Origin of the sequence: Paraburkholderia sp. EG286A (assembly GCF_040965375.1) — a bacterium.
GTDB lineage: Bacteria > Pseudomonadota > Gammaproteobacteria > Burkholderiales > Burkholderiaceae > Paraburkholderia.
In genome coordinates, this window is sequence record NZ_JBFRCB010000005.1 from 343,232 (window position 1) to 367,945 (window position 24,714).

The following is a 24,714-nucleotide window of genomic DNA, read 5'->3' on the forward strand; positions in this document are numbered from 1 at the left end:
GCGGCGCGCGCCTCTCGCGCTTCACCCCGCGTCACGCAATTCCCGCCGCAGGATCTTGCCCACCGTCGATTTCGGCAGCGCCTCGACGAAGCTCACCACGCGCGGCACTTTGTACGCCGCGAGTTGCGCCCGGCAATGCGCGATCACGGCGTCCTCGCTCAGCGCCGCCTCACGCGCGGGCACCACGAACACACGCACGGCCTCGCCGCTGCGCTCGTCGGCCACGCCCACGCACGCGCATTCGGCCACGCCGGGCAACGCGGTCACGACCGCCTCGATTTCATTCGGATACACGTTGAAACCCGAAACGAGGATCATGTCCTTCGAGCGATCGACGATGCGCAGGAAGCCGCGCGCGTCGAACACGCCCACGTCGCCGGTGCGAAAGTAGCCATCGTCCGTGAAGGCGGCGCGCGTGGCCTCGGGCTGGTTCCAGTAGCCCTGCATCACTTGCGGGCCCTTCGCGCAGATCTCGCCCGGCTCGCCAGGCGCGGCCTCGACGCCGTCGTTCATCAGCTTGACGTCGGTGGAGGGCACCGGCAGTCCCGTCGTGCCGGTGAAGTGATCGACGCTCCCCGGGTTGAACGACAGCACCGGGCTCGTTTCCGAAAGCCCGTAGCCTTCGCGGATGAAGCCGCCCGTAATGGCCTGCCAGCGCTCGGATACCGTGGGGATGATCGCCGCGCCGCCACCGCCCGCGAGCCGCAGCCGCGAAAAATCGACCTCGCCGATGCGCGGATGCGCAACGAGCCCCGCATAGAGCGTATTCACGCCCATGAAGCTCGTGGGCCGCGCAGCCTTGAACACGTCGATCATGCCGCCCAGATCGCGCGCGTTCGCAACGAGCCAGTTCTCGGCGCCAATCGAGAAGTAGGTGATGAGATTCACCGTCAGCGCGAAGATGTGATAGAGCGGCAGCGCAGTGACGACGACTTCCTCGCCCGGGTTCATGAAGCCCGGCATGAAGGTCTTGAACTGCTCGACGTTGGCGACGAGGTTGCGATGCGTGAGCAGCGCGCCCTTGGAGAGCCCGGTCGTGCCGCCCGTGTATTGCAGGAAGAGCGGATCGTCGCCGCACAATGCGGGGGCGTCGAACGGCAAGCCGGCGCCCAGCGCGAGCGCCGCCGCGAACGAGCCGGGCTGCGCAACGCGCTCGCCGCCCGAGCTTGCGCAATCGCTTGCGGCAACGCTCAATACGGTGTTGACGGCCGTATTCGCCTTGATCGCATCGAACGTCGGCAGCGCCCCATCGAACACCACGAGCGTTTGCGCGCCCGAATCCGCCAGCTGGTGCTGAAGCTCGCGCGGCGTATAGAGCGGATTCACGTTCACCTGCACCGCCCCTGCCCGCACGATGCCGATCAGTGCAATGGGAAACGCGAGCAGGTTCGGCAACATCACGGCGACGCGGTCGCCTTTCTTCACGCCCGCGTGCTGCAGATACGCCGCGAAATCGCGCGAGAGACGATCGACGTCGGCGTAGCTGAGCGAGGCGTCGCCCGGCGAAGCGTCGCCCGGCGTCGTATCGCCCGCGCGCAATGCCGGCCGGTGCGCATGTTCGCGCATCGCCTCGACGAACATATGCGCGAGCGACGGATGCCGATCGGCATCGATGGTAGCGGGAATCTCGCCATAGCTGGCGAGCCAGGGGGCTTTCGACACGTTCGTCTCCATGAAATCAATGCGCGGCTTGTATGCGAGGTGCCGCGTTTCACGCCCATGCTACGGGCTTGGCCGCGCCGGGAGAACTGGGAAAGCGGATAAGGTGATTGTGAGAAGTCACAAAAGCGCGCCCGCGCGCGGACCGGTGCGGCGACACGTCCATGTCTGATTTCTGTCAATTGTGCGACACTGCGTCGTCTCGTCAGCATCGCTCTTTCAGCATGCCGGCGCGGCATCGCGCCACGCACGTTTGCGAACCCGCATACGCTGCGCCGAGGCGCCTCCCCAAGCGGATTGATCAGAGCCACGCTTTCATGCCGGACATACCCTTGTCCCCGTACCGCGCGCCGAGCGCACGCCGCCGCGGTATTGGCATCGCCCTATTTCTCGCCATCATTGCGGCCGGGGCGATTTACGTAATCGATCATCTCGTCGTTGATTTGCGCGCCGTACGCGAAAGCTCGGCGCTGCCCTTCATCCTGCTCGGGCTAGCGCTCCTCATCGCGCTCGGCTTCGAGTTCGTGAACGGCTTTCACGACACCGCCAACGCCGTCGCCACCGTCATCTACACGAACTCACTCGATCCGCATCTCGCCGTGGCGTGGTCGGGCGCGTGGAATTTCATCGGCGTGCTCGTCTCCAGCGGCGCAGTCGCGTTCGGCATCCTGCAGCTGCTGCCGGTGGAACTCATCCTCCAGGTGGGCAGCGGCGCCGGCTTCGCCATGGTGTTCGCCCTCTTGCTCGCCGCGATCGTCTGGAACCTCGGCACCTGGTATTTCGGCTTGCCGTCATCCAGTTCGCATACGCTCGTGGGCTCGATCATCGGCGTGGGGATCATGAACCAGTTCATCAGCGGGCCTTCGGGCACGAGCGGCGTGGACTGGGACCAGGCGGCGGGCGTGGGCAAGGCGCTGCTGTTCTCGCCCGTGGTCGGCTTCGTCATGGCCGGGTTGCTGCTCCTCGTGCTCAAGCTGCTCGTGCGCGTGCCCGCGCTCTATGCCGAGCCCAAAGCCAACCAGGCGCCGCCGCTCTGGATCCGCATCCTGCTCATCCTCACCTGCACCGGCGTTTCGTTCGCCCACGGCTCGAACGACGGCCAGAAGGGCATGGGCCTCATCATGCTGATCCTGATCGGCGTCGTGCCGACCGCCTATGCCCTCAACAAGGCCGTCACGCCCGAGCAAACCACGGCGTTCGTGGTCGTGGCGCGCGAGGCATCCGCAACGCTCGGCCGATACGCGCACGGCGCGCCGCCCGACAACGCGCGCGCCGAGGTCGAGGCATTCGTGCGCACACGCCAGCTCACGCCCGCCACGCTGCCCGCGCTGCGCCAGCTCACCGACACGATCGCCGACCAGGTCGCCTTGTCCGGCTCGATGGCGACGGTGCCCGACGCGATCGTCGACAACGTGCGCAACAACATGTACGTGGCGAGCGAAGCGATCCGCCTGATGCAGAAGGCGAAGGCACCGGAGATGTCTCCCGCTGACGTTAACGTGCTCGACACCTTCCGCAAGCAGATGGACCACTCGACCAAGTTCATTCCGACCTGGGTGAAGGTGGCCGTGGCGCTCGCGCTCGGTCTCGGCACGATGGTGGGCTGGAAGCGCATCGTCGTGACGGTGGGCGAAAAGATCGGCAAGCAGCATCTCACCTACGGTCAGGGCGCCTCGGCCGAAGCGGTCGCGATGATCACGATCGGCATGGCCGATGTCTACGGCTTGCCGGTGTCGACCACGCACGTGCTCGCTTCGGGCGTGGCCGGCACGATGGCCGCGAACGGCTCCGGCCTGCAGTGGGCGACCGTGCGCAACCTCGTGCTTGCGTGGGTGCTCACGTTGCCTGCTTCGATTGCGCTTGCTGCCGGTCTTTACTGGATGTTCCGGCGGCTTCTCTGACATCGGCTTCACGCAGCATGTCGCGCAAACGGAACTTCTGCACCTTGCCTGCGGGCGTGGTCGGCATGGCGTCGAGCAGCCATAGGCGTTCGGGCAGGTACTGCACGGCAACCCTGTGCGACTTGAGAAAGCCGACGAGCGAAGGCAGATCGACCGCCTCGCCGGGCCTCGCCACCACCACGGCGCAGGCACGCTCGCCCAGCCGCTCGTCCGCGTACGCGACGATCGCCACCTGTGCCACGGCGGGATGCCGGTAGAGCAGCGATTCGATCTCCACCACGGGAATATTCTCGCCACCGCGGATGATCACGTCCTTGCTGCGGCCACTGATGCGGATGTAGCCGCGCGCGTCGACGATCGCGAGGTCGCCCGTGTCGAACCAGCCTTGCGCATCGGTCGCGTTGAGATGCGCGCGCTTGAGGTAGCCGCCGAAACCCGAGCAGGAGCGCACGAAGAGCCGGCCCGCTACGTTCGGCGGCAGCGCGTGATCGTTCTCGTCGACCACCTTCACTTGCACGCCCGGCAGCGGCGCGCCATCGGTCGTAGAGGCGCGTTCGTCATCGTCGTCCAGATGCGTGAGCGTCACCGCGCCCAGCTCCGTCATGCCCCACGCGGAGACGATCTTCGCCCCCAGCGCCATGCGTGCGCGCTCGACCAGCGCGCCGGGAATGGGCGCGCCCGCGCACAAGAACGTGCGCAGCGTCGGCACGCGCGTGTCCGTCTCGACGGCCGCGTTGGCGAGATCGCCGAGGAACGCAGTGGACGCCATCGTGAACGTCGCGCGTTCCTGTGCGATCAGCGCAAGCGCCGCCTCGGGCTGCCATACGTCCTGCAGGACGGCGCTCGCCCGCAATGCAATGGGCATCATGAGGCCATACATGAAGCCGGTTTGATGCGCCATCGGCGAGGCCATCAGCACGACGTCGTCGCGGCCGAGACGCATGGCCTGCGCATACGGGAAGATGTTCGAAAACAGCGTATTCCCCGTGTGCATCACGCCCTTGGGCTCGCCCGTCGTGCCGGAGGTGTAGAGCAGCTGCGTCACGTCGTCGGGGCCTGGGCGATTGCGCGTGAGGATGGCTTCGGCGTCACTCGCCTCTTCCCAGCGCGGGCCGCTCAGGAGCGCTTCGAAACTGTTGCGCGCCGGCTCGCCTTCATTCGTTGCGCCCACGACCACCACGTGCTGCAAGGCAGGGAGTTCAGGCCGCAACGCGCGCAGCATGGCCTCGTAGTCGAAGCCTCGATAGCGCTGCGGCACGATCATCACCTTGCTGCCGCCATGGTTGAGCATGAACGACAACTCGCGCTCGCGAAAGATCGGCATGAGGGGATTGAGCACCGCACCGATGCGCGAGCACGCGAGATAGAGCAACGTGAACTGCCAGCAGTTCGGCAGTTGCATCGAGACCACGTCGCCCTTTGCGACGCCGAGCCTGGCCAGGCCCACGGCGATGCGGTCCGCCATACGCGCCATCTGCGCGTAGGTGAAGCGCGTGGTCTCGCCTTCCTCGATGCGTACCGCCGTGAGCGCGATCTTCGCCGGACATTCGGCCACGCAGGCGTCCAGCTCGTCGTTGATGGTGCGCCCGGGCCACCAGCGCCTTGCGTCCTCGCGCGCGCGGCGCGGCCCGATCAGTACCGCGTCGAACTCCATGTGCAGCCTCCCGTGGCGTTGCAGGAAACGTCGCAGGCGGCGCGCATCATGCCGGCACCGCGTCGCGGCCCGCGTTCGAGCGCGCGATGATGGTCTTCATGATCTGGGCCGTGCCGTCGCCGATCTGGAAGCCGAGCACGTCGCGCAGGCGCTGTTCGAGCGGCCCGCGGTCGTAGCCGCCGTGCCCGAACGAAAGCAGGCATTGGTGCACTACGTCGTAGGCGAGCTTCGGCCCCCACCACTTGCACATGGCCGCTTCGGCCGTATGCGGCAGTCCACGGTCCTTGAGCCACAGCGTTTGCAGGCACAGCAGGCGCGCCGCCTCCACCTGGGTGGCGTATTCGGCGAGCGGATGCGACACGCCCTGGAACGCAGAGAGCGGCTTGCCGAAGGCTTCGCGCTGGGCGACGTACTCCCACGTTTCTTCGAGGCTCACGCTCGCCACGGCGAGCACCTGCAGACCGATCAACGCGCGCGAAAAGTCGAAGCCCTGCATCACCTGAACGAAGCCCTTGCCCTCGTCGCCCAGCAGGTGGTCCACCGGCACGCGCACGTTCTCGAAGAAGATCGAACCGCGCCCGATCGCGCGCTGCCCGTGGCAGTCGAAGCGATTGCGCGTCACGCCCGGCAGGTCCATCGGCACGAGGATGGCCGAGACGCCGCGCGCGCCATCTGCCACGCTGCCGGTGCGCGCGAACACCACGGCGGCGTCGGCCTGATCGGCGGCCGAAATCGAGGTTTTCTCGCCGTTGAGGACGTAGTGGTCGCCCACGCGCTCCATTTTCAGCCGCAGGTTCGCGGCATCCGAACCGCCGCGCGGTTCTGTGAGCGCGATGGCAAGCAGCGCGCGACCCTGCGTGAGGCGTTCGAGCCACGGGCGCGCAATCTCGGGCGCGGCGTGCTTGGCGAGGATCTGCCCGTTGAGCGAGGCAAGCAGGTTGATGTACGAGAGGCTCAGGTCCGCACGCGCAATCTCCTCGTGGATCACCCCCGCGGCCAGGCAGCCCAGGCCCTGGCCGCCGTACTGCTCCGGCAATTCCGGCGCGATGAAGCCCATCTCGCCCATTTCGCGCATGAGGCCGCGATCGAGCACGCGTGTGGTGTCTCGCTCGATGAAGCCAGGCGCGACGCGCCCTTGTGCAAAGCGCCGCGCGTGCTCGCCGAGCGCGGCGAGGTCTTCGTCGATATACGGATTCATGGTGTCTCCTTGAAGCGGCCTGCTCTATTCATTCGCCATCCTGATCGTCATGGAGACGCCGTTATTTGGCGTACTTGCGGAACTCGGGTTTGCGCTTTTCCTGGAACGCGCGCACGCCCTCGCGCGATTCTTCCGTGTCGTAGTAGAGCTTGAGCGCATACATGCCCATGCCGGCAATGCCCGCCTGATGCGCGGTGTCCATATTGAACGAGCGCTTGGCGATCGCAATGGCCGTGGGGCTCTTTTCCATGATCTCGTCGCACCACTTCTGCACTTCCGCGTCGAGCTGATCGTGCGGCACGACCGCGTTCACGAGGCCCATGGCCAGCGCTTCGGCAGCCGGATAGCGGCGGCACAGATACCAGATTTCACGCGCCTTCTTTTCGCCCACCACGCGCGCGAGAAACGCCGTGCCGTAACCCGGATCGACCGAGCCGACCTTCGGGCCCGCCTGCGCGAACACGGCCTTTTCCGAAGCAATGGTGAAATCGCAGATCGTGCACAGCACGTTGCCGCCGCCCACCGCATAGCCCTGCACGCGCGCGATCACGGGTTTAGGCACGTCGCGAATCGCCGTGTGCAGCTCTTCGATCGGCAGGCCGATCGTGCCGCGTCCGTCGTACTGTCCCGCGTGCGCGGACTGGTCGCCGCCCGTGCAGAACGCCTTGTCGCCCGCGCCCGCAAGGACGATCGCGCCGATCTCGCGGTCGTAGCCCGCCTTGTTGATCGCGTGAATCAGCTCATCGCAGGTGCGGCCGCGAAACGCGTTCATCTTGTCGGGCCGGTTGATGGTGATCCATGCCGCGCCGTTGCGCACTTCGTAGAGAATGTCTTCGTAGTTCATGATCGATGCCTTTGATGTTGCGTAGTCGATAGAGCGCGTGTTCGTCGCCGTTAGCCCGCCATGGTCAGGCCGCCCGATACGCTCAGCACCTGGCCCGTGACGTAGTTCGCGTCGTCGCTCGCGAAGAACACGATCGCGCCGGGCAGATCGTCGGGCTGCCCGATGCGGCCGAGCGGAATGGAGCGCTGGAACGCTTCCAGCAGCTTTTCGGGGTTGCCCGCGCCTTCCTTGTATTCGGCGAAGAGCGCGGTGTCGGTCGGGCCCGGACACACCACGTTCACGGTGATGCCGTGGCGCGCATGCTCACGTGCAATGGTTTTCGAAAACGCCACGAGACCGCCCTTGCACGCCGCGTAGACCGCTTCGCCCGACGAGCCCACACGCGCGGCGTCCGAGGCGATGTTGATGATGCGACCGCGCTTGCGCTCGACCATGCCGGGCAGCACCGCGTGATGCATGTGCAGCGCGCCCGTGAGATTGATGGCGATGAGCTTGTCCCACTGCGCCGGTTCGGTCTTCGTGAACGGGCGGAAAACGTCCCAGCCCGCATTGTTCACGAGCACATCCACGGGACCGAGCTGCGCTTGCACTTGCTCGAGCGCCGTTTCCACCTCAGCGCGGTTCGTGATATCGCAACGCAGCGCCAGCGCCTGGCCGCCCTTTTCGTGAATCTCATCGGCCACCTTCAGCGCCGCGTCGAGCGACAGATCCAGCACCGCCACGCGCGCGCCCTCGGCCGCGAAGCGCCGGCAGGTCGCCCCGCCGATGCCGCCGCCACCGCCCGTCACCACGACCGTCTTGCCTTCGAGTTTTCGCACCGCGATCCTCCATTCGGTTGAGCAGTACCATAGACGCCTTCGACGCTGGGGCCGCCTTTTGGCCTCACCGCGAATTACGTCAATATGTTGACGTATACTAGGTAACACCCAGATCGAAGACAAGCGTGGAAGCACCAGGAGAAACCCTTGCCTAAAACACCAAAAATTCAGGATTCAAGCCGCTTCGATCTTGCCAACCGGCTGTTCTTCCGGCTCTACCAATGCGCAAACATGTTGCATAAAACCGGCACGCGCGCCGTGGAGGCCGAGGGTTTGACCACGCAGCAATGGGCCGTGCTCGGCGCGCTCTCGCGCCCGGAAGCCCAGCCGGGGATGAGCGTGGGCGACCTCGCGCGCTATCTGATGGTGAGCCGCCAGAATCTCTCGGGTCTGATCAGCCGGATGGAACGCGACGGTCACGTGAGCACCCAGGCGGACGCGCGCGATCGCCGCTCGCGCCTCGTCTGCATGACCGGGCCGGGCCGCAAGCTATGGGTTTCGCAGGCCACGCCGAAAATCGAGGCGTACTACGAAGCCGTGCTGGACAATTTTTCGTCGGACGACATGACGCACACGCTGCACTATCTGCTGAAGCTGCTCGACAACATGAAGCGCGTGGACGAACGGGAACGCGTGGCGGACGACGACGATGCGTGAGCGCGCTCAGCTACACTCTGACGTCACGCACAAGGAGAAAACCGCATGAAAATGGATGCATTTCGCTTCGGCACCACCGGCTGGTCCAGCGTCGAGCCCACGCAACACAAAGGGGAAACGGGCATGGCCACCTGGCGCACGCGTTTTTTCGGCGACGAGGCCGACCCGATCCGCGTGCGCATGGTCGAGTATTCGCCGGGCTACCTCGCGGATCACTGGTGCAAGAAGGGGCACATTCTGTTCTGCCTCGAAGGCGAACTCGAAACCACCCTCGACGACGGGCGCAAGTTCGTCCTCACGTCCGGCATGAGCTATCAGGTGGGCGACAACGCCGAGGCGCACCAGTCGTACACGCGCACGGGTGCGAAGCTCTTCGTCGTCGATTGAAAGCGATGTCGCTTCAGCGCGGCGCGCCGAGATCGGCGTCGAGCCGCTTGCGCAGGTCGCGCACCACGCGCGCGGCGGGAACCAGCCACCACGTGGGCGCCGCCACGGAGAAGTCGTACGCGAGCGCCGTCTGCGCGGCGCCGGTCGTGTGCGCCCGGCAGCGGAACGCCACCATGTGGCGCCGCGTGGCCGTTTGCGAACCAGGCGAAAAGCGTATGACCGCACGCAGCGCGAATTGCGTATCGTCGGGTGCGGCCTCGTACGATTCGATGCTCCACTCCGCTCCGTAGTGCGCCTCGTGACGCAGCGCCGCGCTCACGCGCAGGCGCGTTTCATCGGTGGGCAAGGCCACGGGGTGCTCGCGCCCGGCACGCCCGGCGCGATACAGCGTGCGCTGCGACCAGCCCCAGCCGAACGTGAGCACCACGCCGCCCGCCACGAGCGCCCACTGCAGAATATGCGTGAGCCAGCGGCCCACCTCGAAGCGCGCAATGGGCGCGAGCAGCAAGCCCGCGATCCAGTGCGCGGCAACGAAGATTACGATGCACGCGAACACGCTCGCGGAAAGCGTCAGCAGCCAGCCCCGCGACGGGTCGTCGAATTTCGCAAACAGGAAATCGCGCACGCCGCCTGAACGCACCTGTACGTCATCGGTTTCGGCCGCGGTTGCGCCCTGCGGCTCGCCTTGCTGCGCGACATCGGCTTCGTCGCGCAGCCCCGTGAGCTCGCCGTGCAGCGAGTCGCGTTCGATCCGCATACGCTGGAGCTCGTCGAGGGTACGCGTGCGCTCGGCGCGCAGCCCGTCCAGCTCGGCGCGCACGCGTTCGCGCTGGGCCAGCAGCGCCTGCATCTGCGCATGCAGTTCGTCGGCCTGCGCGACGCTCAGTGCGGCGCGGCTCACCGGCGGCGCACGATGCACGGACCAGTACGCCTCGAGCAGCTCACGCGCCTCCTTGACGCGCTTGAACTGGTCGTCGGCCCAGCGCATCGAGGCGGCCGTGGGGTGCCGCCATTTGTCGGGATGCAGGATCTGCGCGAGATGGCGATAGTGATGCTTGATGTCCGCCTCGCTCGCCCCCGGCTCCAGATCGAGCCGGTAGTAGAGGCGGTCGTAATCCACGGGTCGGTAATCGCGGCCTGGCATGACCTGTATCTATTCGTCAGTGGATGGGGTGGCAAGCGGCGGTACGCCTGCCCTGCTCAAGTTAGCGCAATGCGCCCAGTCCGGCAAGGAATGCGCCGCTGCTCCTGCCGCTGCGTTGCCCGCACGGTTTCAGTGCGGCCGGCCCGCGAGCAGGCGGCTCAGCGTCGCGAACGCGGTGGCAGGCAGCTCGTGCAGCTTGCGCACGACCACGGCATCCGGATAGAACGCCTCGACGGCGTCGTCCAGGATGCCGATGCCAACCAGCTCGATGCCCTGCTCCCTGACCGCCTGCACGCGCGCGAGCAGGTCGCTGCGCAACACCGCCGGGTCGCCGTCGCTCGTCGAAGGATAGCCGTCCGAGAGGACGAAAAGCAGCCGCCGGCGCGCCTTGCGCTGCGCGAGCCGCGCCGCCGCCCAGGCGAGCGCTTCGCCGTCGGGATTCTCGTGGCCGCACTCGATGGCCGCGAGTCCGCTCAGGTCGCGCGAATCGAAGCGCTTGAACACACGCAGATCCAGCCGCTCGACGAAGCGGTTATAGGCCCGCAGATCGGCGCCGGCCGCGCGCTCGCGCTCATAGCGCGCGCGCAGTTCCGGCGCTTCGATCGAGCTGTAGCCGAGCACTTCCGAATCGAAGGCGAGCTGCGTGAGCGCGTCGGCGAGCGCCGCCGCACACAGCCGCGCCAGCTCGATCTTGCGGCCCGCCATCGAGCCGCTCAGATCGAGCAGCAGCGTGACGACCGTGTCGCGCCCGCTCGCATGACGCGCCACGCGAAACGGCGTGCGGTAGCCGCGCGAGGCGGCGAGCCGCGCGAGCGCCGCGCGGTCGATCTCGCCGCGCTCCTGCTCGCGCTTCCAGTGCGTGTGTTCGTCGGCCTTGAGCACGCGCTCGAGCTGGGCCTTGAGCGCACCGGTCTCCGCGCGCGCCAGGGCGCGCAGCTTGCGCCAGGCGGCAGCGTCGCCGCGGCCCGTGAGATCGGTGACGGTGTCGTAGGCCGCGGTCAGCGGGATCGACAAACGTGGCCGCGTTGGCGCGAGGCTGCAATTCGTGGCGGCGGCGTGCGGCGCATCCGCTTCGGAGAGCGTTGAGCCGGAGGCGGAATCGGACTCGGCGCTCGCACGTGCCGAGGCGCCGTCGTCGCCTTCGCGGGCGTCATCGGGCTGCGCGGCGCCGCCCGCCGGTTCGATGTCGTCGTCCTCGCCGAATGCGTCCATCGCCTGCGCGAGCCGCGCCGATTCGTCGTCGAGCCCTTCGGACGGGCCCGCCGTCTGCATCATGTTGTTCGCGCCGCGCGACGCGAGCGAGCGTACGCCCGCTACGATCGCCGCGGCGGCGCTCACGCTGGCGCGTGTCGACTGGCTCGCGCGGGCCGCGTCGAGCGGAGCGTCGATCGCGCGCAGCGCGGCGGCCAACGCCGCGGCATCGCGCTCGAGCACGCCCGGCGCTTCGTCCCACAGCGTACGCTCGATCGCCCAGGCAAGGCGTTCGCGCCACGCCAGTTTCGACCAGCGTCGCGCGACGGCCTCGCCGCGCTGCATACGCCAGCTTTGCGCGTAGCGTTGCGCGCCCGGGAATGCCCGCGCTAATTGCGCGAACACGCGACGGTCCTCGATCGCCTGCGCAATGCGTCCCGTCACGCCGGCTTGCGGCGTATCCAGACGCGCCGCCTCGCTGTAGCAATGGCGCGCCGCCAGCAAATCGAGCGCGCCGAGCAGTGCGGCTTCATTCGCGCCCTCACCCGCGAGGCGCGCGGGCAGCACGAAACGTTCGCCTTCAATGCGCGGCTCACCGGCGCCGAACGTCACGCTTACGCGCGAGTCGCCGGTCAGCACCCGCGCGAGGCGGCCGAGCCCGCCCGCGGGATCGGCGCTCGCCGTCAAACTCTGTGTTTCGTCCTGCAAGCTGGCCACAGGCGCCTCCGCGCTCACGCGTCGAAGATCACGTGATGCCGGATGACGCTGCGGATGAGCGCCGCATCGTCCGCACTGACCTTCGCGTAGATCGCCGGCCCCGCTGCGCGTTCGACATCGCCGGTGCGCAGCATGAGTTCGGCCCAGTCGATCAGGCGACGCGTGGAGAACGCGCTCGCGAGATCTTCGCGGGCGAACGCGGCCCGGCAGTCGGCGGCGATGGCGGCGAGTGTGCGCGCGAGCGGCCGCGTGAGCACGGGCAGCGTGCGCAGCAATACTTCGGTTTCCTCTTCAAGTGAGAGATAGTCGAACAGGTAGACGCGCCAGCGGTCGAGAAACGCCTCGTTGAGCAGGTTCGCGCCCTGGTACAGATGGCGGTACGCGCTCATCGCGCCCGCGGCGTTCGCGGTGGCGAAGAGGCGGAACGACGGATGCGGCTCGACGATTTCGTTGCCGCGCTCCTTGAGCAGAAGGCGGCCGTTCGGTTCCAGCACGGCGGTGAGCACGGCCAGAATGGACGGCTCGGCAAAATCGAGCTCGTCGATGATGAGCCAGTAGCCCTCGCGCATCGCCACGGGCAGCACGCCGTCCACCCAGATCGTCTCGCCGCCCTTCACGGTCCAGAAGCCGACGAAGTCGCCTATGGTGGTCTGGCCGTTCATATTCGCGCGCAGCACGCCATAGTCCGCGCGCGCCGCCACCTGCTCGATGAAGCTCGTCTTGCCCGAACCCGTATGGCCGATCAGCATGACGCGGCGATTTTCTACGATGTCCTGAACGATGTCGTTGCCGCGCTCGGTGAAAAGGTAGGCCGCGTTGATGCGCGGCACCAGCGCGTTTGGCTCGCCGCGCGGCAGATCCACAGTGCCGATCTGTACGGCGGGCGTGTGGGTCTGCGGCCTGGCTTGGGTCGCTTTGGCCTCGCGCGCCGCTTCGACGGCCCGCTGCAAGGCTGCGGAAAATGTGCTGCCCGCCTGTGTGGCTCGCGCTTCGTCGGCGCGCTGCGCTTCGGATACGAAGCCCTCGCGTCGCCACTTGAGCAGCTTCGCTTCGAGATTGTCGAGATCGATTTCGGTGTCGATGTCGACTCCACCGTCCTCGCCCTGACCATGCTCGATGCGGTACATGTGCGCGCGTTCTGAAGGCGAGACACGCCACCATTCGCGCGCGCGGCCGGCGCCGCGCGTGTAGAGGCCGAGCGGGGCTTCGTCTTGCAGTGCGGGATCGGTTGCGTTCATGGGAGCGAAAGCGGGCAGCGTGGCGCGGTAGGTCGCCCTATCTTACCTGCGCGCGCCGCACGTGCGCAAAAAAGCGTCGGACAACGCGCGGCCTGGCGACAATCTTCGCTTCTTCAGAAAGCGGACTACGCGATCAACAATCGAGGTGCGTCAATGACCGATCGTGAATCTGTTTCAAAGCGCATGCCCCAACATCAAAATAAGAGAGATCGAATTTTCAGGATCCGACTCATTCCTGTACTACAACATTGAATTGCCAGAGGCCCGCATGTCGTTTCCATTGGAGTTGGTACGCGAATACATCGCCGCGTACCGGATTGCCGTTAGCCACGACAAGGCACTTCCCGCTCGCTTTGCTGCGGCAACGCTGATCATGATCGCCGTCGTCGCTCTCGAAAGTGCAGTGCCGTGGCTCTTGCGAGAAAGCACCAATGCGCTCTCGGTCGAGCGCGCCCCTGGCTTCGGGGGAGCAGCCGTCACGCTCGCGGGCGTCTACGGCCTGTGCTGGACCGCAGCACGCGTCTCAGAGTGGATCAAAACCATATTCTCATCCGCCACGCTTGCCCGATCCGACGCCGCGTTTCAGAAAGCCTATTATGCGCATCTCATTCGCGTCGAATACGCCCGGCTCGCGACGATCGATCCTGGCGCGATGGTATCGGTCATCGCCAGGAGCCGCACCGCTTTCAGTGCAATCACATTTACGCTCTTCTGGGTAATAGTGCCGGCGCTCTTCCAGCTCGTTGTCACCGCATCGATTCTCTGGCGTGTGACCAATCTCGCATTTGCTGCTGCGTTCGTCGGCGCAATCGGCGCGCTGTTCGCGGCGACGTGGAGGCTCGCTGCGAAAACGAAAGGCGCACACGCCCAGATTTTCGATGGCTCGAATCTTCTCTCCAGCCATCTGGTGGAACGGCTGGGCTTTATGCTGGATATCAAATTGAACAACGCCTATGAGCGCGAAGAAGCCGGACTCGACCGCATCCTTGCCCGTTATGTCGCGCAAATTTCGCACGGCAATGCGCGGCTTGCGCTGCTGCTTGCAGCGCAAGCGTTTTTCACCGGACTCGTGCTGACGATCTTCACGATCGTCGCGGCGACAGCGGTCACGCGCGGCGTTTTCCGCATTGGCGATTTTGTGATGATTACCGGTTATGTCGTGGCGCTGACCGCGCCATTCACGGGCCTCGCTGCTTCACTTTCCGATCTGCGCAGAAGTCAGCTTGCCTTGCACGAAGGCCTCGGCATCCTTGCACTGCCGCCCGAGCCGGGTGGCGTCGAGGTCGCAATTGCACTTGACGCGAACCCCGTTTATGCCTTGTCGGACGTCGATATTTCATTCGGAACACGAGCGATTTTTCGCGGAGCCAACCTTATCGCGAATCGAGGCGAGGTAACCGTCCTGATCGGAGCATCTGGAAACGGAAAGTCGACACTCATCAATCTGATGCTCGGCCTCGTGCGCCCCGAACGCGGGCGGGTCGAGTTGAATGGCGTCGACGTTTCTACACTCTCTCCAGCTTCGATATCGCGGACTGTCGCTGTCGTTCCGCAAAATCCGCTGATCCTCAGCGGAACGCTCCGTGAAAATCTTGCTTTCGGCTGTGCTGACCCGCCTTCCGACGAGCAGTTGCTGGCGCTGGTCTGCGCGCTGGAATGCAAGGACTCGCCGGCGAGTCGGGCGGCAACGTGCTCGATGTCATCGTCGGCGTACAGGGTCGAGCGCTTTCCGGCGGCGAAAGGCAACGTATCGCGCTGGGCCGCGCACTTGCGCGCCACACTTCAGTCATCGTCCTCGATGAGCCAACCTCTTCACAGGATCCGTCCCGCGAGGCGCGTGTGCTGGAACAGGTACGCCGTCGCGTTCCCACGATCATCGCAATTACGCATCGTGAAGCGTTGCTGGAAATGGCAGATCGCGTCTATCAGGTCGATAAAGGGCGCGTCGTCGAATCGGGTGCCAGAAGACAAGCGGCCACGACCAGGCAGAGCGGATAATGTCGCGGAACGCTCACCACCCCCGCAATTCCCCCGGAGCCCCCCATGCCCCAAGCCGCGCCGCCCGAACTCGACGACGAGCCCGGGCGCGGCCGTTCGCTCGCACGCCGCTACCCACGCGGCCTCCAGATCGAGCCGCACACGCATACGTGGGCGCAGGTGCTCTACGCCGTCTCCGGCGTGATGTGGGTCGAGGTGGAGCGCGAAGCGCTCGTCGCGCCGCCGCAGCGCGCCGTGTGGCTGCCTCCCGGCACGCAGCACGCCATTCACATGCTGAGCGCCGTCGAGATGCGCAATCTCTATCTGCACGAGCGCGACAGCCGGCACCTGAGCGAGCGGTGCGAAGTGTTCGAGGTCAACGGCCTGCTGCGCGAACTCATCACGGGCCTCGCGGAACGCGCGCGCGAAGACGACGCCTGGCTCGACGCAGCCTATCGCCTCGCGTCGCTCGAACTCGCCCACGCGCCGCGCTCCACGCTACGCATCCCGCTGCCCGACGCGTCCGACCGCCGCCTGGCCACGCTGTGCCGCGCGGTGATCGACAACCCGTCGGCCGATATCGGCTTCGAACAGCACGCGGCATCGGTGGGCGCGAGCGTGCGCACGCTCTCGCGGCTCTTCACGCGCGAGCTTGGCATGGGGTTTGCGGAGTGGCGCCGCCAGGTACAGCTCGCACTCGCGGTGTCGCGCCTCGCGGAGGGCGAGCCCGTGAGCGCGGTGGCGCGCATGCTGGGCTATCTGCCCAGCAGCTTCAGCGACATGTTCCGCCGCGAACTGGGCGTGCCGCCCAGCGAGTTCCGGCCCGCCGGCACCCTTGGCGGCCCAGCGGGTTTCGCCCAGGAAAGCGCGGCGCAGTAATGCGCGCGTAGACGTGTGGCGCGGCTCAATGCGGCGGCAGATCGCCCACTAGCGGAAACATGTCGGGCGTATAGCCCATATTGAAGTAACCGGCCCGTGCATAAGTGGCGATTCGCTCGAGCTGCTCGGTTTCGCGCGACGCGTCGCGCAGTTCGGGCTCATCGGCTTGTGGCGTGGGCGGCGGCCGGTTCGCCCGGCCGCGCCGCGTGAACCACGCCGGCACGGCCAGCATCGACAGCTTCGACATTGCGGACTCCTTGCGAGGCGTTGACCCCTTCCAATCTAGACAGTCGAAGCCGCGCACGCAAACAAGCATTTCTGCGATGCATTGCACACCGCGGCCGATGCTCTCCGCTCACCCCACCCGCCCGCTGTAAACGCCCGAAAACCTTACAAATCACTAACGTTTCGAAATTGGCGCACGAGTTGGTTAGACTGCGAGTCTCGGCCTTCGCTGCACGGCGGGGCACGGCTTCGACGGCATAACAATCATGAGAATGCGTATGCAGCAACTCGACAGTCACCGGCAGCATTTCGCGGCGGCCAAGCCGTTGAGCGCGCCGACTTCGTTTCTCCGCACCGCCTCGCGCGGTGGTCCGACCTCCTGGAGGCAGGCATGAGCGACGTCCCGCAGACGCAACCCGCGCCCCAGCCACCCCCGCCGCCACCGCCGCCGCCCTCACCGCCCCCGCAGGCGCCGAAGCGCCGCCGCCTCGGGCCGCTCGTTCTCGCCATCGTCGTGATCGTGCTGATCGTGCTCGTGGTCGTGCACATCATGCGCAACAAGAAGACGGAGCACGGCGCTACGCCCCAGGTCGTGACCGTGGCCGCCGCCACGCTCGGCCCCATGCCCGTGACGCTCAACGCGCTCGGCACCGTCACGCCTCTCGCGACTGTCACGGTTCTGCCGCAAATCAGCGGCTACCTCACCGAGGTGGGCTACAAGGAAGGCCAGGACGTCGTGAAGGGGCAGTTCCTCGCCCAGATCGACCCGCGCCAGTACGAGATCAGCAAGGAGCAGGCGCTCGCGCAGCTCGCCAGGGACCAGGCCCTGCTGGCGCAGGCGCGCGCCGACCTCGCGCGTTATACGCAGTTGAACGCAAAGCAGTCGATCGCCGCGCAGACCTACAGCGACCAGCAGTTCCTCGTCAAGCAGTATGAAGCCGCGGTGCAGGCCGACAAGGCGAACGTCAGGCTGTTCGAGCTCGATCTGATCTATTGCCGCATCACGGCGCCGGTGTCGGGGCGCGTGGGCCTGCGGCTCGTCGACCCGGGCAACTACGTGACTTCGTCAAGCTCCACGGGCATTGCCGTCATCACGACGATCAAGCCCACCACCGTGCAGTTCGCCATCCCGCAGACCTCGCTCGGCAGCGTGCTCGAGCGCGTCAACGCCGGCGCGCAACTGCCGATCACCGTGTTCAGCAGCGACAACACCCGCCAGATCGCCACCGGCACGCTGTTCGCGCTCAGCAACCAGATGGCCACGGCCACCGGTACGGTCACGCTGCGCGCGAGCGTGCCCAACGACAACGAGGCGCTCTTTCCCAACGAGTTCGTCAACGTGAGGCTGCTCGTCGACACGCTGCAAAACGCCGTGCTCGTGCCGACGCCCGCCGTGCAGACCGGCGCGCCCGGCGACTACGTGTACCTCGTGAACGCCGACAACACGGTGTCGGTCCACAAGGTCACGCTCGGCCCGAGCGACGGCCGCTACACGGTGATCTCCGCGGGCCTGCAGCAGGGTCAGCATGTCGTGACCGACGGCCTCGACCGCCTCAACGACGGCGCGAAGATCCAGCCCGCGGGGCCGAGGCCCGCCACGCACGCGGGCGCCGCCAGCGCGCCGCACCATGGCAGCGCCCCGGGCGCGGCCAGCGAACCCGGCGCCACGGCGCCGAACGCCTCCGACGCGAGCGCCGCGGCCTCGCACGCGGGTTGAGCCCCGGACCCAGCGCCGATGAATATTTCGCGTCTCTTCATCCTGCGGCCAGTCGCGACTTCGCTCCTGATGATCGCGATGGTGCTGATCGGCCTCGTCGCGATGAAGTTCCTGCCGGTTTCCTCGCTGCCCGCGGTGGACTATCCCACCATCCAGGTGCAGACCTTCTATCCGGGCGCGAGCCCGAACGTGATGGCGACCACGGTCACGGCGCCGCTCGAAGTGCAGCTCGGCGAAATCCCGGGCCTGCAGCAGATGATCTCGTACAGCTCCGAGGGCGCCTCGGTCATCACGCTGCAGTTCGACCTCTCGCTGAGCCTCGACGTCGCCGAGCAGAACGTGCAGCAGGCCATCAACGCGGCCAACAGCTTCCTGCCGAGCGGCCTGCCCGCGCCGCCGACCTACGCCAAGGTGAACCCGGCCGACCAGCCCATCCTCACGCTCGCGGTCACGTCGAAGTCGATGTCGCTCACGCAGTTGCAGGACGCGGCCAACAACCGTCTCGCCACGAAGATTTCCGAAGTGCCGGGCGTGGGCCTCGTCACCACGGCGGGCGGCAACGTGCCCGCCGTGCGCGTCGAAGCCGACCCGCAGAAGCTTGCCGCCTACGGCCTGAATCTCGACGACCTGCGCACGCTGCTCGCCAACGTCAACGTGAGCAACCCGAAGGGCAACTTCGACGGCCCCGAACTCAACTACACGATCAATTCGAACGACCAGATCTCGGACCCGAAGGACTACGAAGACACCGTCATTGCCTATGAGAACGGCTCACCCGTGTTCATGCGCGACGTGGCGCGCGTCTCCACGGCCGCGCAGGACGTGGAGCGTGGCGCCTGGTACAACAAGGCGCCCGCCATCGTGCTGAACGTGCAGCGCCAGCCGGGCGCGAACGTCATCGCCACGGTCAACCAGATCATGCGGCAGTTGCCGCAGCTCGAAGCGGCGCTGCCCGCGGGCATGCAGGTCACGGTGGTGTCGAACAGCGTGGGCGTGATCCGCGCTTCGGTGAGCGACGCGGCCTTCGAACTCGTGCTCGCCGTGGCACTCGTGGTGGCCGTGATCTTCGTGTTCCTGCGCAATCTGCCCGCCACCATCATTCCGAGCATCTCGGTGCCGGTCTCGCTGATCGGCACGCTCGCGATCATGTACGAGCTGGGCTACTCGATCGACAACCTCTCGCTCATGGCGCTCATCATCGCCACGGGCTTCGTGGTGGACGACTCGATCGTGATGATCGAGAACATCGTGCGCTACCTCGAGGAAGGCGACAAACCCTTGCAGGCGGCGTTAAAAGGCGCAGGCCAGATCGGTTTCACGATTCTTTCGCTGACGATCTCGCTCATCGCCGTGTTGATTCCGCTGCTCTTCATGGGCGGCGTGATCGGACGCCTCTTCAGCGAATTCGCCGTCACGCTCGCGGTGACCATCGTGCTGTCGGCCGTGGTCTCGCTCACCGTCGTGCCGATGATGTGCGCACGCATCCTGCGCGCCCAGGCGGAGCGCCACCCCAGCCGCTTCGAGCGCATCAGCGAAGGGCTGTTCAACAAGACGCTCGACGCCTACGAGCGCGGCCTGCGCTGGGTGCTCGACCACCAGACGCTCACGCTCGTCGTGTTCGTGGTGACGGTGGTGCTCACCGGGCTGCTGTACGTCGTGATTCCGAAGGGCCTGTTCCCGGTGCAGGACGTGGGCGTGCTGCAAGGCATCAGCGTGGCCGACAACTCCATCTCCTACCAGGCGATGGTGCGGCGCCAGTCCGCCCTGGCCGAGGAAATCCTCAAGGACCCCGATGTCGTTTCGCTCACTTCGTACGTGGGCATCGACGGCATCAACAACACGCTCAACAACGGGCGCTTCCTCATCAACCTGAAGCCGCACGACGACCGCTCCGAAACCGCCGACGAAATCGGGCGGCGCATTCAGCAGTCGGTCGCGAAGGTCGCAGGCGTGCGCCTTTACATCCAGCCCGAGCAGGACCTCACGCTCGACACCACGGTCTCGCGCAACCAGTACAACTTCGTGCTGCGCGGGCCGAGCCAGGACGCGTTCGAGCAGTACGTGCCCGCGCTCATCGCGCGCATGAAGCAGATCCCGTCGATCCGCGACGTCACGAGCGACCTCAACACGGATGGCCTTTCCGTGAACGTCGAAGTGAACCGCCAGCTCGCGGCGCGCTACGGCATCACCGCGGCGACCATCGACAACGCGCTCTACGATGCGCTGGGCCAGCGCATCGTTTCGACCATCTTCCAGCAGTCGGACCAGTACCGCGTGATCCTGGTGGCGAAGCCCGAGGCGCTGCCCACGGTCGAATCGCTCGGCGACCTCTATCTGCCGAGCCAGACGAGCAGCGAAGGCCAGGTGCCGCTCAAGGGCATTGCGAAGATCAGCATCACGCGCTCGCCGCTCATGATCAGCCACCTCGCGCAGTTCCCTTCGGTCACGATCTCGTTCAATCTCGCCGATGGCGCGTCGCTCTCCGCCGCCGTGCGCGACGTGCGCAAAGCGGAGGCCGCGGTGAACCTGCCGCCCTCGATCACCTCGTCGTTCCAGGGCGCGGCGCAGGCATTCGAGGATTCGCTTGCCAGCGAGGTGTATCTGCTGATTGCCGCGCTCGTGGCCGTGTATATCGTGCTGGGCGTGCTGTACGAGAGCTATGTGCACCCGGTCACGATTCTTTCGACGCTGCCTTCGGCCGGCATTGGCGCGCTGCTCGCGCTGATGATCGCGGGCAAGGACCTGGACGTGATCGGCATCATCGGCATCGTGCTGCTGATCGGCATCGTCAAGAAGAACGCCATCATGATGGTGGACTTCGCGCTCGAAGCCGAGCGCGTGCAGGGCAAGCCGCCGCGCGAGGCGATTTTCGAAGCGTCGCTGCTGCGTTTCCGGCCGATTCTCATGACCACGCTCGCGGCCATGCTCGGCGCGCTGCCCATGCTGCTCGGCAGCGGCACGGGCTCGGAGCTGCGCCGCCCGCTGGGTCTCGCGATCATCGGCGGGCTCACGCTTTCGCAGATGCTCACACTGTTCACGACGCCCGTGATCTATCTGTTCTTCGACCGGCTGGCCGAACGCTTCGGCCGCAAGCGCAAGCCTGAAAGCCACGCGGACGGCGACGCGGACGGCGGCTCCGGCACCGGCGCGCCACCCGCGCCCGAGGGCACGCCGTGAACCTCTCGGCGCTCTTCATCCGGCGGCCGGTCGCGACCTCACTCCTCGCGATCGCGATCCTCATTTCGGGGACGCTCGCCTTCTTCCGGCTGCCGGTCGCGCCGCTGCCCAACATCGCCTACCCGGTGATCGTGGTGCAGGCCAACATGGCGGGCGCGAGCCCGGACATCATGGCGTCCACCGTGGCCGAGCCGCTGGAGCGCCGGCTCGGCACCATCGCCGATGTCAGCCAGCTCACGTCGATCAGCAACACGGGCTCGTCGCTCATCGTGGTGGTGTTCGGCCTGAACCGCGACATCAACGGCGCCGCGCGCGACGTGGAAGCGGCCATCCAGGCCGCGCGCGCCGACCTGCCCACCACGCTGCGCAGCAACCCGACCTATCGCCAGTACAACCCCGCGAGCGCGCCGATCATGGTGCTCGCGCTCACCTCCGAGACGCTCACCAAGGCGCAGCTCTACGATTCCGCCGATTCGGTCATCCAGCAGCAGCTCTCGCAGGTGGACGGCGTGGGCCAGATCACACTGGGCGGCGGCGCGCTGCCCTCAGTGCGCGTGGAGCTGGAGCCGGGCAAGCTCAACAGCTACGGCATCGGCCTCGAAGACGTGCGCGCCTCCATAGGCGCGGCAAACGCGAACAGCGCGAAAGGCCATATCGACCAGGGCAACCAGCGCTACACGGTGACTTCGAACGACCAGATCAGCAAGGCCGCACCGTTTCGCGACGTGGTGATCGCCTATCGCAACGGCTCGCCCGTGTTCCTGCGCGACGTGGCTTCCGTCATCGACTCCAACGAAAACATCCGCAACGCGGGCCTCTACAACGGCAAGTCCTCCGTGCTCGTGATCGTCTATCCGATGCCGGGCAGCAACGTCGTGAAGACGGTGCAGCAGATCCGCGCGCGCCTGCCCTCCATCGAGGCCGCGCTGCCCGCCACGATCAAGGTGGACGTGGCGATCGACCGCTCCGAGTCCGTGCGCGCCTCCGTGGCCGACACCGAGCGCACGCTCTTCATTGCCGTGCTGCTCGTGATCGGCGTGGTGTTCGTGTTCCTGCTCTCGCCGCGCGCCACGCTGATTCCCGCCGTGGCGCTGCCGCTTTCCATCGTGGGCACGTTCGGGCCCATGTACCTGCTCGGCTACAGCATCGACAATCTTTCGCTCATGGCGCTCACCATCGGCACGGGCTTCGTGGTGGACGACGCCGTGGTGGTGCTGGAGAACATCGTGCGCCATGTCGAGGCCGGTATGGACCCGAAGGAAGCGGCGCTCAAAGGCGCGGGCGAAGTGGGCTTCACGGTGCTTTCCATGAGCCTTTCGCTCATCGCCGTGTTCCTGCCGATTCTGCTCATGCCCGGCATCGTGGGCCTGCTCTTTCACGAGTTCGCGATGACGCTCTCGATCGCGATCCTGATCTCGCTCGTGATCTCGCTCACCGTCACGCCCACCATGTGCGCCTACGTGCTCAAGCGCGAGGCGCTGCACAAGAAGCCCTCGCGCGCGGCCGTATGGATCGACGCGCAGTTCGAGCGCTTCAAGCAGTTCTATTCGCGCACGCTCGACGTCGCGCTCAATCACGCGCGGCTCACGATCTTCATCCTGTTCGCGCTGCTGGTCGGCAATGTGTTTCTCGCGCGCCTGCTTTCCGGCACGTTCTTCCCCGAGCAGGACACCGGCATTCTGATCGGGCAGATCATCGCGGACCAGAGCATTTCGTTCACGGCGATGGAGAAGAAGCTCGCGCAGCTGCAGGCCATCGTGAAGGCCGATCCGGCCGTGCAATCGGTGGCGGGCTTCACGGGCGGCCGCGCGCTCAATACGGCCACCGTGTTCGTCGAACTGAAGCCGCTCAACGAACGTCGCCTCACTGCCACCGAGGTCGTGAACCGCCTGCGTCCCAAGCTCAATGCCGTTTCCGGCGCGCGGCTCTTCATGCAGGCCCAGCAGGACCTGCAGATCGGCGGGCGGCAGTCGGCGGCCGAGTATCAGTACACGCTCACGAGCGACGACGCCGACGCCCTCTTCACCTGGGTGCCGCGCCTCGTGGACGAGCTGAACAAGCACCGCGGCCAGATGTCGGATGTGAACTCGGACCTGCAGCAAAATGGTCTGGAGGCCTACATGACGGTGCAGCGCACGACCGCCAAGCGCTACGGGTTCGATCCGAACCAGGTGGACAACGTGCTCTACGACGCCTTCGGCCAGCGCACCGTGTCGACCATCTACAACGCGATCAACCAGTACTTCGTCGTGATGGAAGTGGCGCCGCAGTACTGGCAGTTTCCGCAGTCGTTCCAGGATATCTGGCTGAGCACGGCGGCGGGCAACGCGAGCGGCGCCGCGCAAACGCAGATGCCGTCGAGCGTCATCTCGGGCGTCACGCCGTTCACGGCCGTGAACACGGCCACCACGGCGAACGGCAACACCAACGAGCGCAACGCCAACGCGGTGGCCAACCAGCAGAACAACGCGATCGCCAACAGCAAGGGCGGCAGTTCCAGCGGCAGCGCGGACAGCACGGCCGCCGAAACCATGGTGCCGCTCATGGCGCTCATGGACTGGAAAACGCGCCATACGGCCACCCAGGTCAATCACCAGGGCACCGAAGTGGCGGGCACGATTTCGTTCAATCTGCCCAAGGGCGGCTCGCTTTCCGAGGCCGGCACGATCATCGAGCAGGCCGAGCGCGACATCGGCATGCCGGCCTCGATCCACGGCGCGTTCGCGGGCGCGGCACAAGCCTACGCGCAATCGATGGGCGTCGTGCCGCTGCTGATTCTCGCCGCGCTCGCCGTAGTCTATATCGTGCTGGGCGTGCTGTACGAGAACACCATCCATCCGCTCACGATCCTCTCGACGCTGCCTTCGGCCGGCATTGGCGCGATTCTCGCCATGCTGATCTTCGGCACGCCGTTCTCGGTGATCGCGATGATCGGCATCATTCTGCTCATCGGCATCGTGAAAAAGAACGGCATCATGATGGTCGACGTCGCCATCCAGTTGCAGCGCCACGAGGGCATGGAGGCGCGCCGCGCGATTCACGAAGCCGCCGTGGTGCGCCTGCGCCCGATCATGATGACGACCTTCGCGGCCGTGCTCGGCGCGCTGCCGCTCGCCATCGGCATCGGCCAGGGCGCTTCGCTGCGCCAGCCGCTCGGCGTGACGGTGATGGGCGGCCTGCTCCTGAGCCAGGTCTTTACCCTGTACACCACGCCGGTGATTTACCTGTTCCTCGACCGCCTGCGCGCACGCCTCGCGCGCTGGGCCGCGCGCCTGCCGTGGAATCGCCAGGCCGATGAGAGCGCATCATGATGAAGACTCGCCTTAATCCA

17 protein-coding genes and 1 pseudogene are annotated in these 24,714 nt (G+C 66.3%); 9 read left to right on the forward strand and 9 right to left on the reverse strand.

Translation table 11 applies throughout. The features are described 5' to 3' along the window. Positions 1 to 21 precede the first annotated feature (21 nt). Positions 22 to 1,662, reverse strand: coding sequence for an AMP-binding protein (locus AB4Y35_RS24710; protein WP_368706379.1), 1,641 nt, complete (start codon positions 1,660 to 1,662; stop codon positions 22 to 24). A gap of 314 nt (positions 1,663 to 1,976) precedes the next feature. On the opposite strand from AB4Y35_RS24710, the gene AB4Y35_RS24715 reads away from it, so the two are divergent. Next, a complete protein-coding gene (locus tag AB4Y35_RS24715) occupies positions 1,977 to 3,560 on the forward strand; it encodes an inorganic phosphate transporter (protein WP_368706380.1) in 1,584 nt (527 codons plus the stop codon). On the opposite strand, the gene aliA is transcribed toward AB4Y35_RS24715, so the two are convergent. From aliA to badH, 4 genes are all read right to left on the reverse strand, one after another. After that, positions 3,496 to 5,214 (reverse strand): cyclohexanecarboxylate-CoA ligase, encoded by a 1,719-nt coding sequence (gene aliA, locus AB4Y35_RS24720; protein ID WP_368706381.1) that lies wholly within the window; start codon positions 5,212 to 5,214, stop codon positions 3,496 to 3,498. The genes AB4Y35_RS24715 and aliA overlap by 65 nt on opposite strands. 46 nt (positions 5,215 to 5,260) lie before the next feature. Beyond that, positions 5,261 to 6,412, reverse strand: a complete 1,152-nt coding sequence (aliB, locus tag AB4Y35_RS24725) for a cyclohexanecarboxyl-CoA dehydrogenase (RefSeq protein WP_368706382.1) — start codon at positions 6,410 to 6,412, stop codon at positions 5,261 to 5,263. Between the two features lie 61 nt (positions 6,413 to 6,473). Then, on the reverse strand, positions 6,474 to 7,256 hold the full coding sequence (gene badI, locus AB4Y35_RS24730; RefSeq protein WP_368706383.1) for a 2-ketocyclohexanecarboxyl-CoA hydrolase: 783 nt from the start codon (positions 7,254 to 7,256) through the stop codon (positions 6,474 to 6,476). A 50-nt stretch (positions 7,257 to 7,306) separates the two neighbouring features. After that, positions 7,307 to 8,074: a 2-hydroxycyclohexanecarboxyl-CoA dehydrogenase gene (badH, locus tag AB4Y35_RS24735; protein WP_368706384.1), complete on the reverse strand. Its 768-nt coding sequence runs from the start codon at positions 8,072 to 8,074 to the stop codon at positions 7,307 to 7,309. A 231-nt stretch (positions 8,075 to 8,305) separates the two neighbouring features. Between badH and AB4Y35_RS24740 the strand changes: the two genes are divergently transcribed. Both AB4Y35_RS24740 and AB4Y35_RS24745 read left to right on the forward strand, forming a co-directional pair. Then, complete coding sequence (locus tag AB4Y35_RS24740; protein ID WP_368706385.1) at positions 8,306 to 8,731, forward strand: MarR family transcriptional regulator; 426 nt, start codon at positions 8,306 to 8,308, stop codon at positions 8,729 to 8,731. A 45-nt stretch (positions 8,732 to 8,776) separates the two neighbouring features. Continuing rightward, complete coding sequence (locus AB4Y35_RS24745) at positions 8,777 to 9,118, forward strand: DHCW motif cupin fold protein (protein ID WP_368706386.1); 342 nt, start codon at positions 8,777 to 8,779, stop codon at positions 9,116 to 9,118. Between the two features lie 13 nt (positions 9,119 to 9,131). Here AB4Y35_RS24745 and AB4Y35_RS24750 read toward each other — a convergent pair whose 3' ends face one another. The 3 genes from AB4Y35_RS24750 to AB4Y35_RS24760 all read right to left on the reverse strand — a co-directional run bounded on the left by AB4Y35_RS24750 (position 9,132) and on the right by AB4Y35_RS24760 (position 13,408). After that, positions 9,132 to 10,262 carry a DnaJ domain-containing protein gene (locus tag AB4Y35_RS24750; RefSeq protein WP_368706387.1) on the reverse strand — a complete coding sequence of 377 codons (1,131 nt, stop codon included), beginning with the start codon at positions 10,260 to 10,262 and terminating at the stop codon, positions 9,132 to 9,134. A gap of 129 nt (positions 10,263 to 10,391) precedes the next feature. After that, on the reverse strand, positions 10,392 to 12,170 hold the full coding sequence (locus AB4Y35_RS24755; protein ID WP_368706388.1) for a cobalamin biosynthesis protein CobT: 1,779 nt from the start codon (positions 12,168 to 12,170) through the stop codon (positions 10,392 to 10,394). 14 nt (positions 12,171 to 12,184) lie between these two features. Next, positions 12,185 to 13,408, reverse strand: a complete 1,224-nt coding sequence (locus AB4Y35_RS24760) for an AAA family ATPase (protein WP_368706389.1) — start codon at positions 13,406 to 13,408, stop codon at positions 12,185 to 12,187. Positions 13,409 to 14,549: 1,141 nt separating this feature from the next. Between AB4Y35_RS24760 and AB4Y35_RS24765 the strand changes: the two are divergent. The 3 genes and pseudogenes from AB4Y35_RS24765 to AB4Y35_RS24775 form a co-directional block, all read left to right on the forward strand. Beyond that, positions 14,550 to 15,011: pseudogene (locus AB4Y35_RS24765) on the forward strand (ATP-binding cassette domain-containing protein); the annotation flags it as partial. 53 nt (positions 15,012 to 15,064) lie between these two features. Then, entirely contained in the window at positions 15,065 to 15,406 is a 342-nt protein-coding gene (locus tag AB4Y35_RS24770) for an ATP-binding cassette domain-containing protein (protein WP_368706748.1), read from the forward strand. A 45-nt stretch (positions 15,407 to 15,451) separates the two neighbouring features. Next, positions 15,452 to 16,264: a helix-turn-helix transcriptional regulator gene (locus tag AB4Y35_RS24775; RefSeq protein WP_368706390.1), complete on the forward strand. Its 813-nt coding sequence runs from the start codon at positions 15,452 to 15,454 to the stop codon at positions 16,262 to 16,264. Between the two features lie 25 nt (positions 16,265 to 16,289). Here the strand turns inward: AB4Y35_RS24775 and AB4Y35_RS24780 are convergent, their stop codons facing one another. Beyond that, the gene (locus tag AB4Y35_RS24780) at positions 16,290 to 16,511 is read right to left on the reverse strand and encodes a hypothetical protein (RefSeq protein ID WP_368706391.1); all 222 of its coding nucleotides are present in this window, start codon (positions 16,509 to 16,511) and stop codon (positions 16,290 to 16,292) included. A 369-nt stretch (positions 16,512 to 16,880) separates the two neighbouring features. Here AB4Y35_RS24780 and AB4Y35_RS24785 point away from each other — a divergent pair, with 369 nt between their 5' ends. Genes AB4Y35_RS24785 through AB4Y35_RS24795 form a run of 3 tightly spaced genes read left to right on the forward strand, consistent with a single transcriptional unit; the run spans position 16,881 to position 24,694 of the window. Further along, complete coding sequence (locus AB4Y35_RS24785) at positions 16,881 to 18,206, forward strand: efflux RND transporter periplasmic adaptor subunit (RefSeq protein ID WP_368706392.1); 1,326 nt, start codon at positions 16,881 to 16,883, stop codon at positions 18,204 to 18,206. A gap of 18 nt (positions 18,207 to 18,224) precedes the next feature. After that, on the forward strand, positions 18,225 to 21,383 hold the full coding sequence (locus tag AB4Y35_RS24790; RefSeq protein ID WP_368706393.1) for an efflux RND transporter permease subunit: 3,159 nt from the start codon (positions 18,225 to 18,227) through the stop codon (positions 21,381 to 21,383). Beyond that, entirely contained in the window at positions 21,380 to 24,694 is a 3,315-nt protein-coding gene (locus AB4Y35_RS24795) for an efflux RND transporter permease subunit (RefSeq protein WP_368706394.1), read from the forward strand. The genes AB4Y35_RS24790 and AB4Y35_RS24795 overlap by 4 nt, the downstream gene beginning before the upstream one ends. The last annotated feature ends 20 nt before the right edge of the window (positions 24,695 to 24,714 follow it).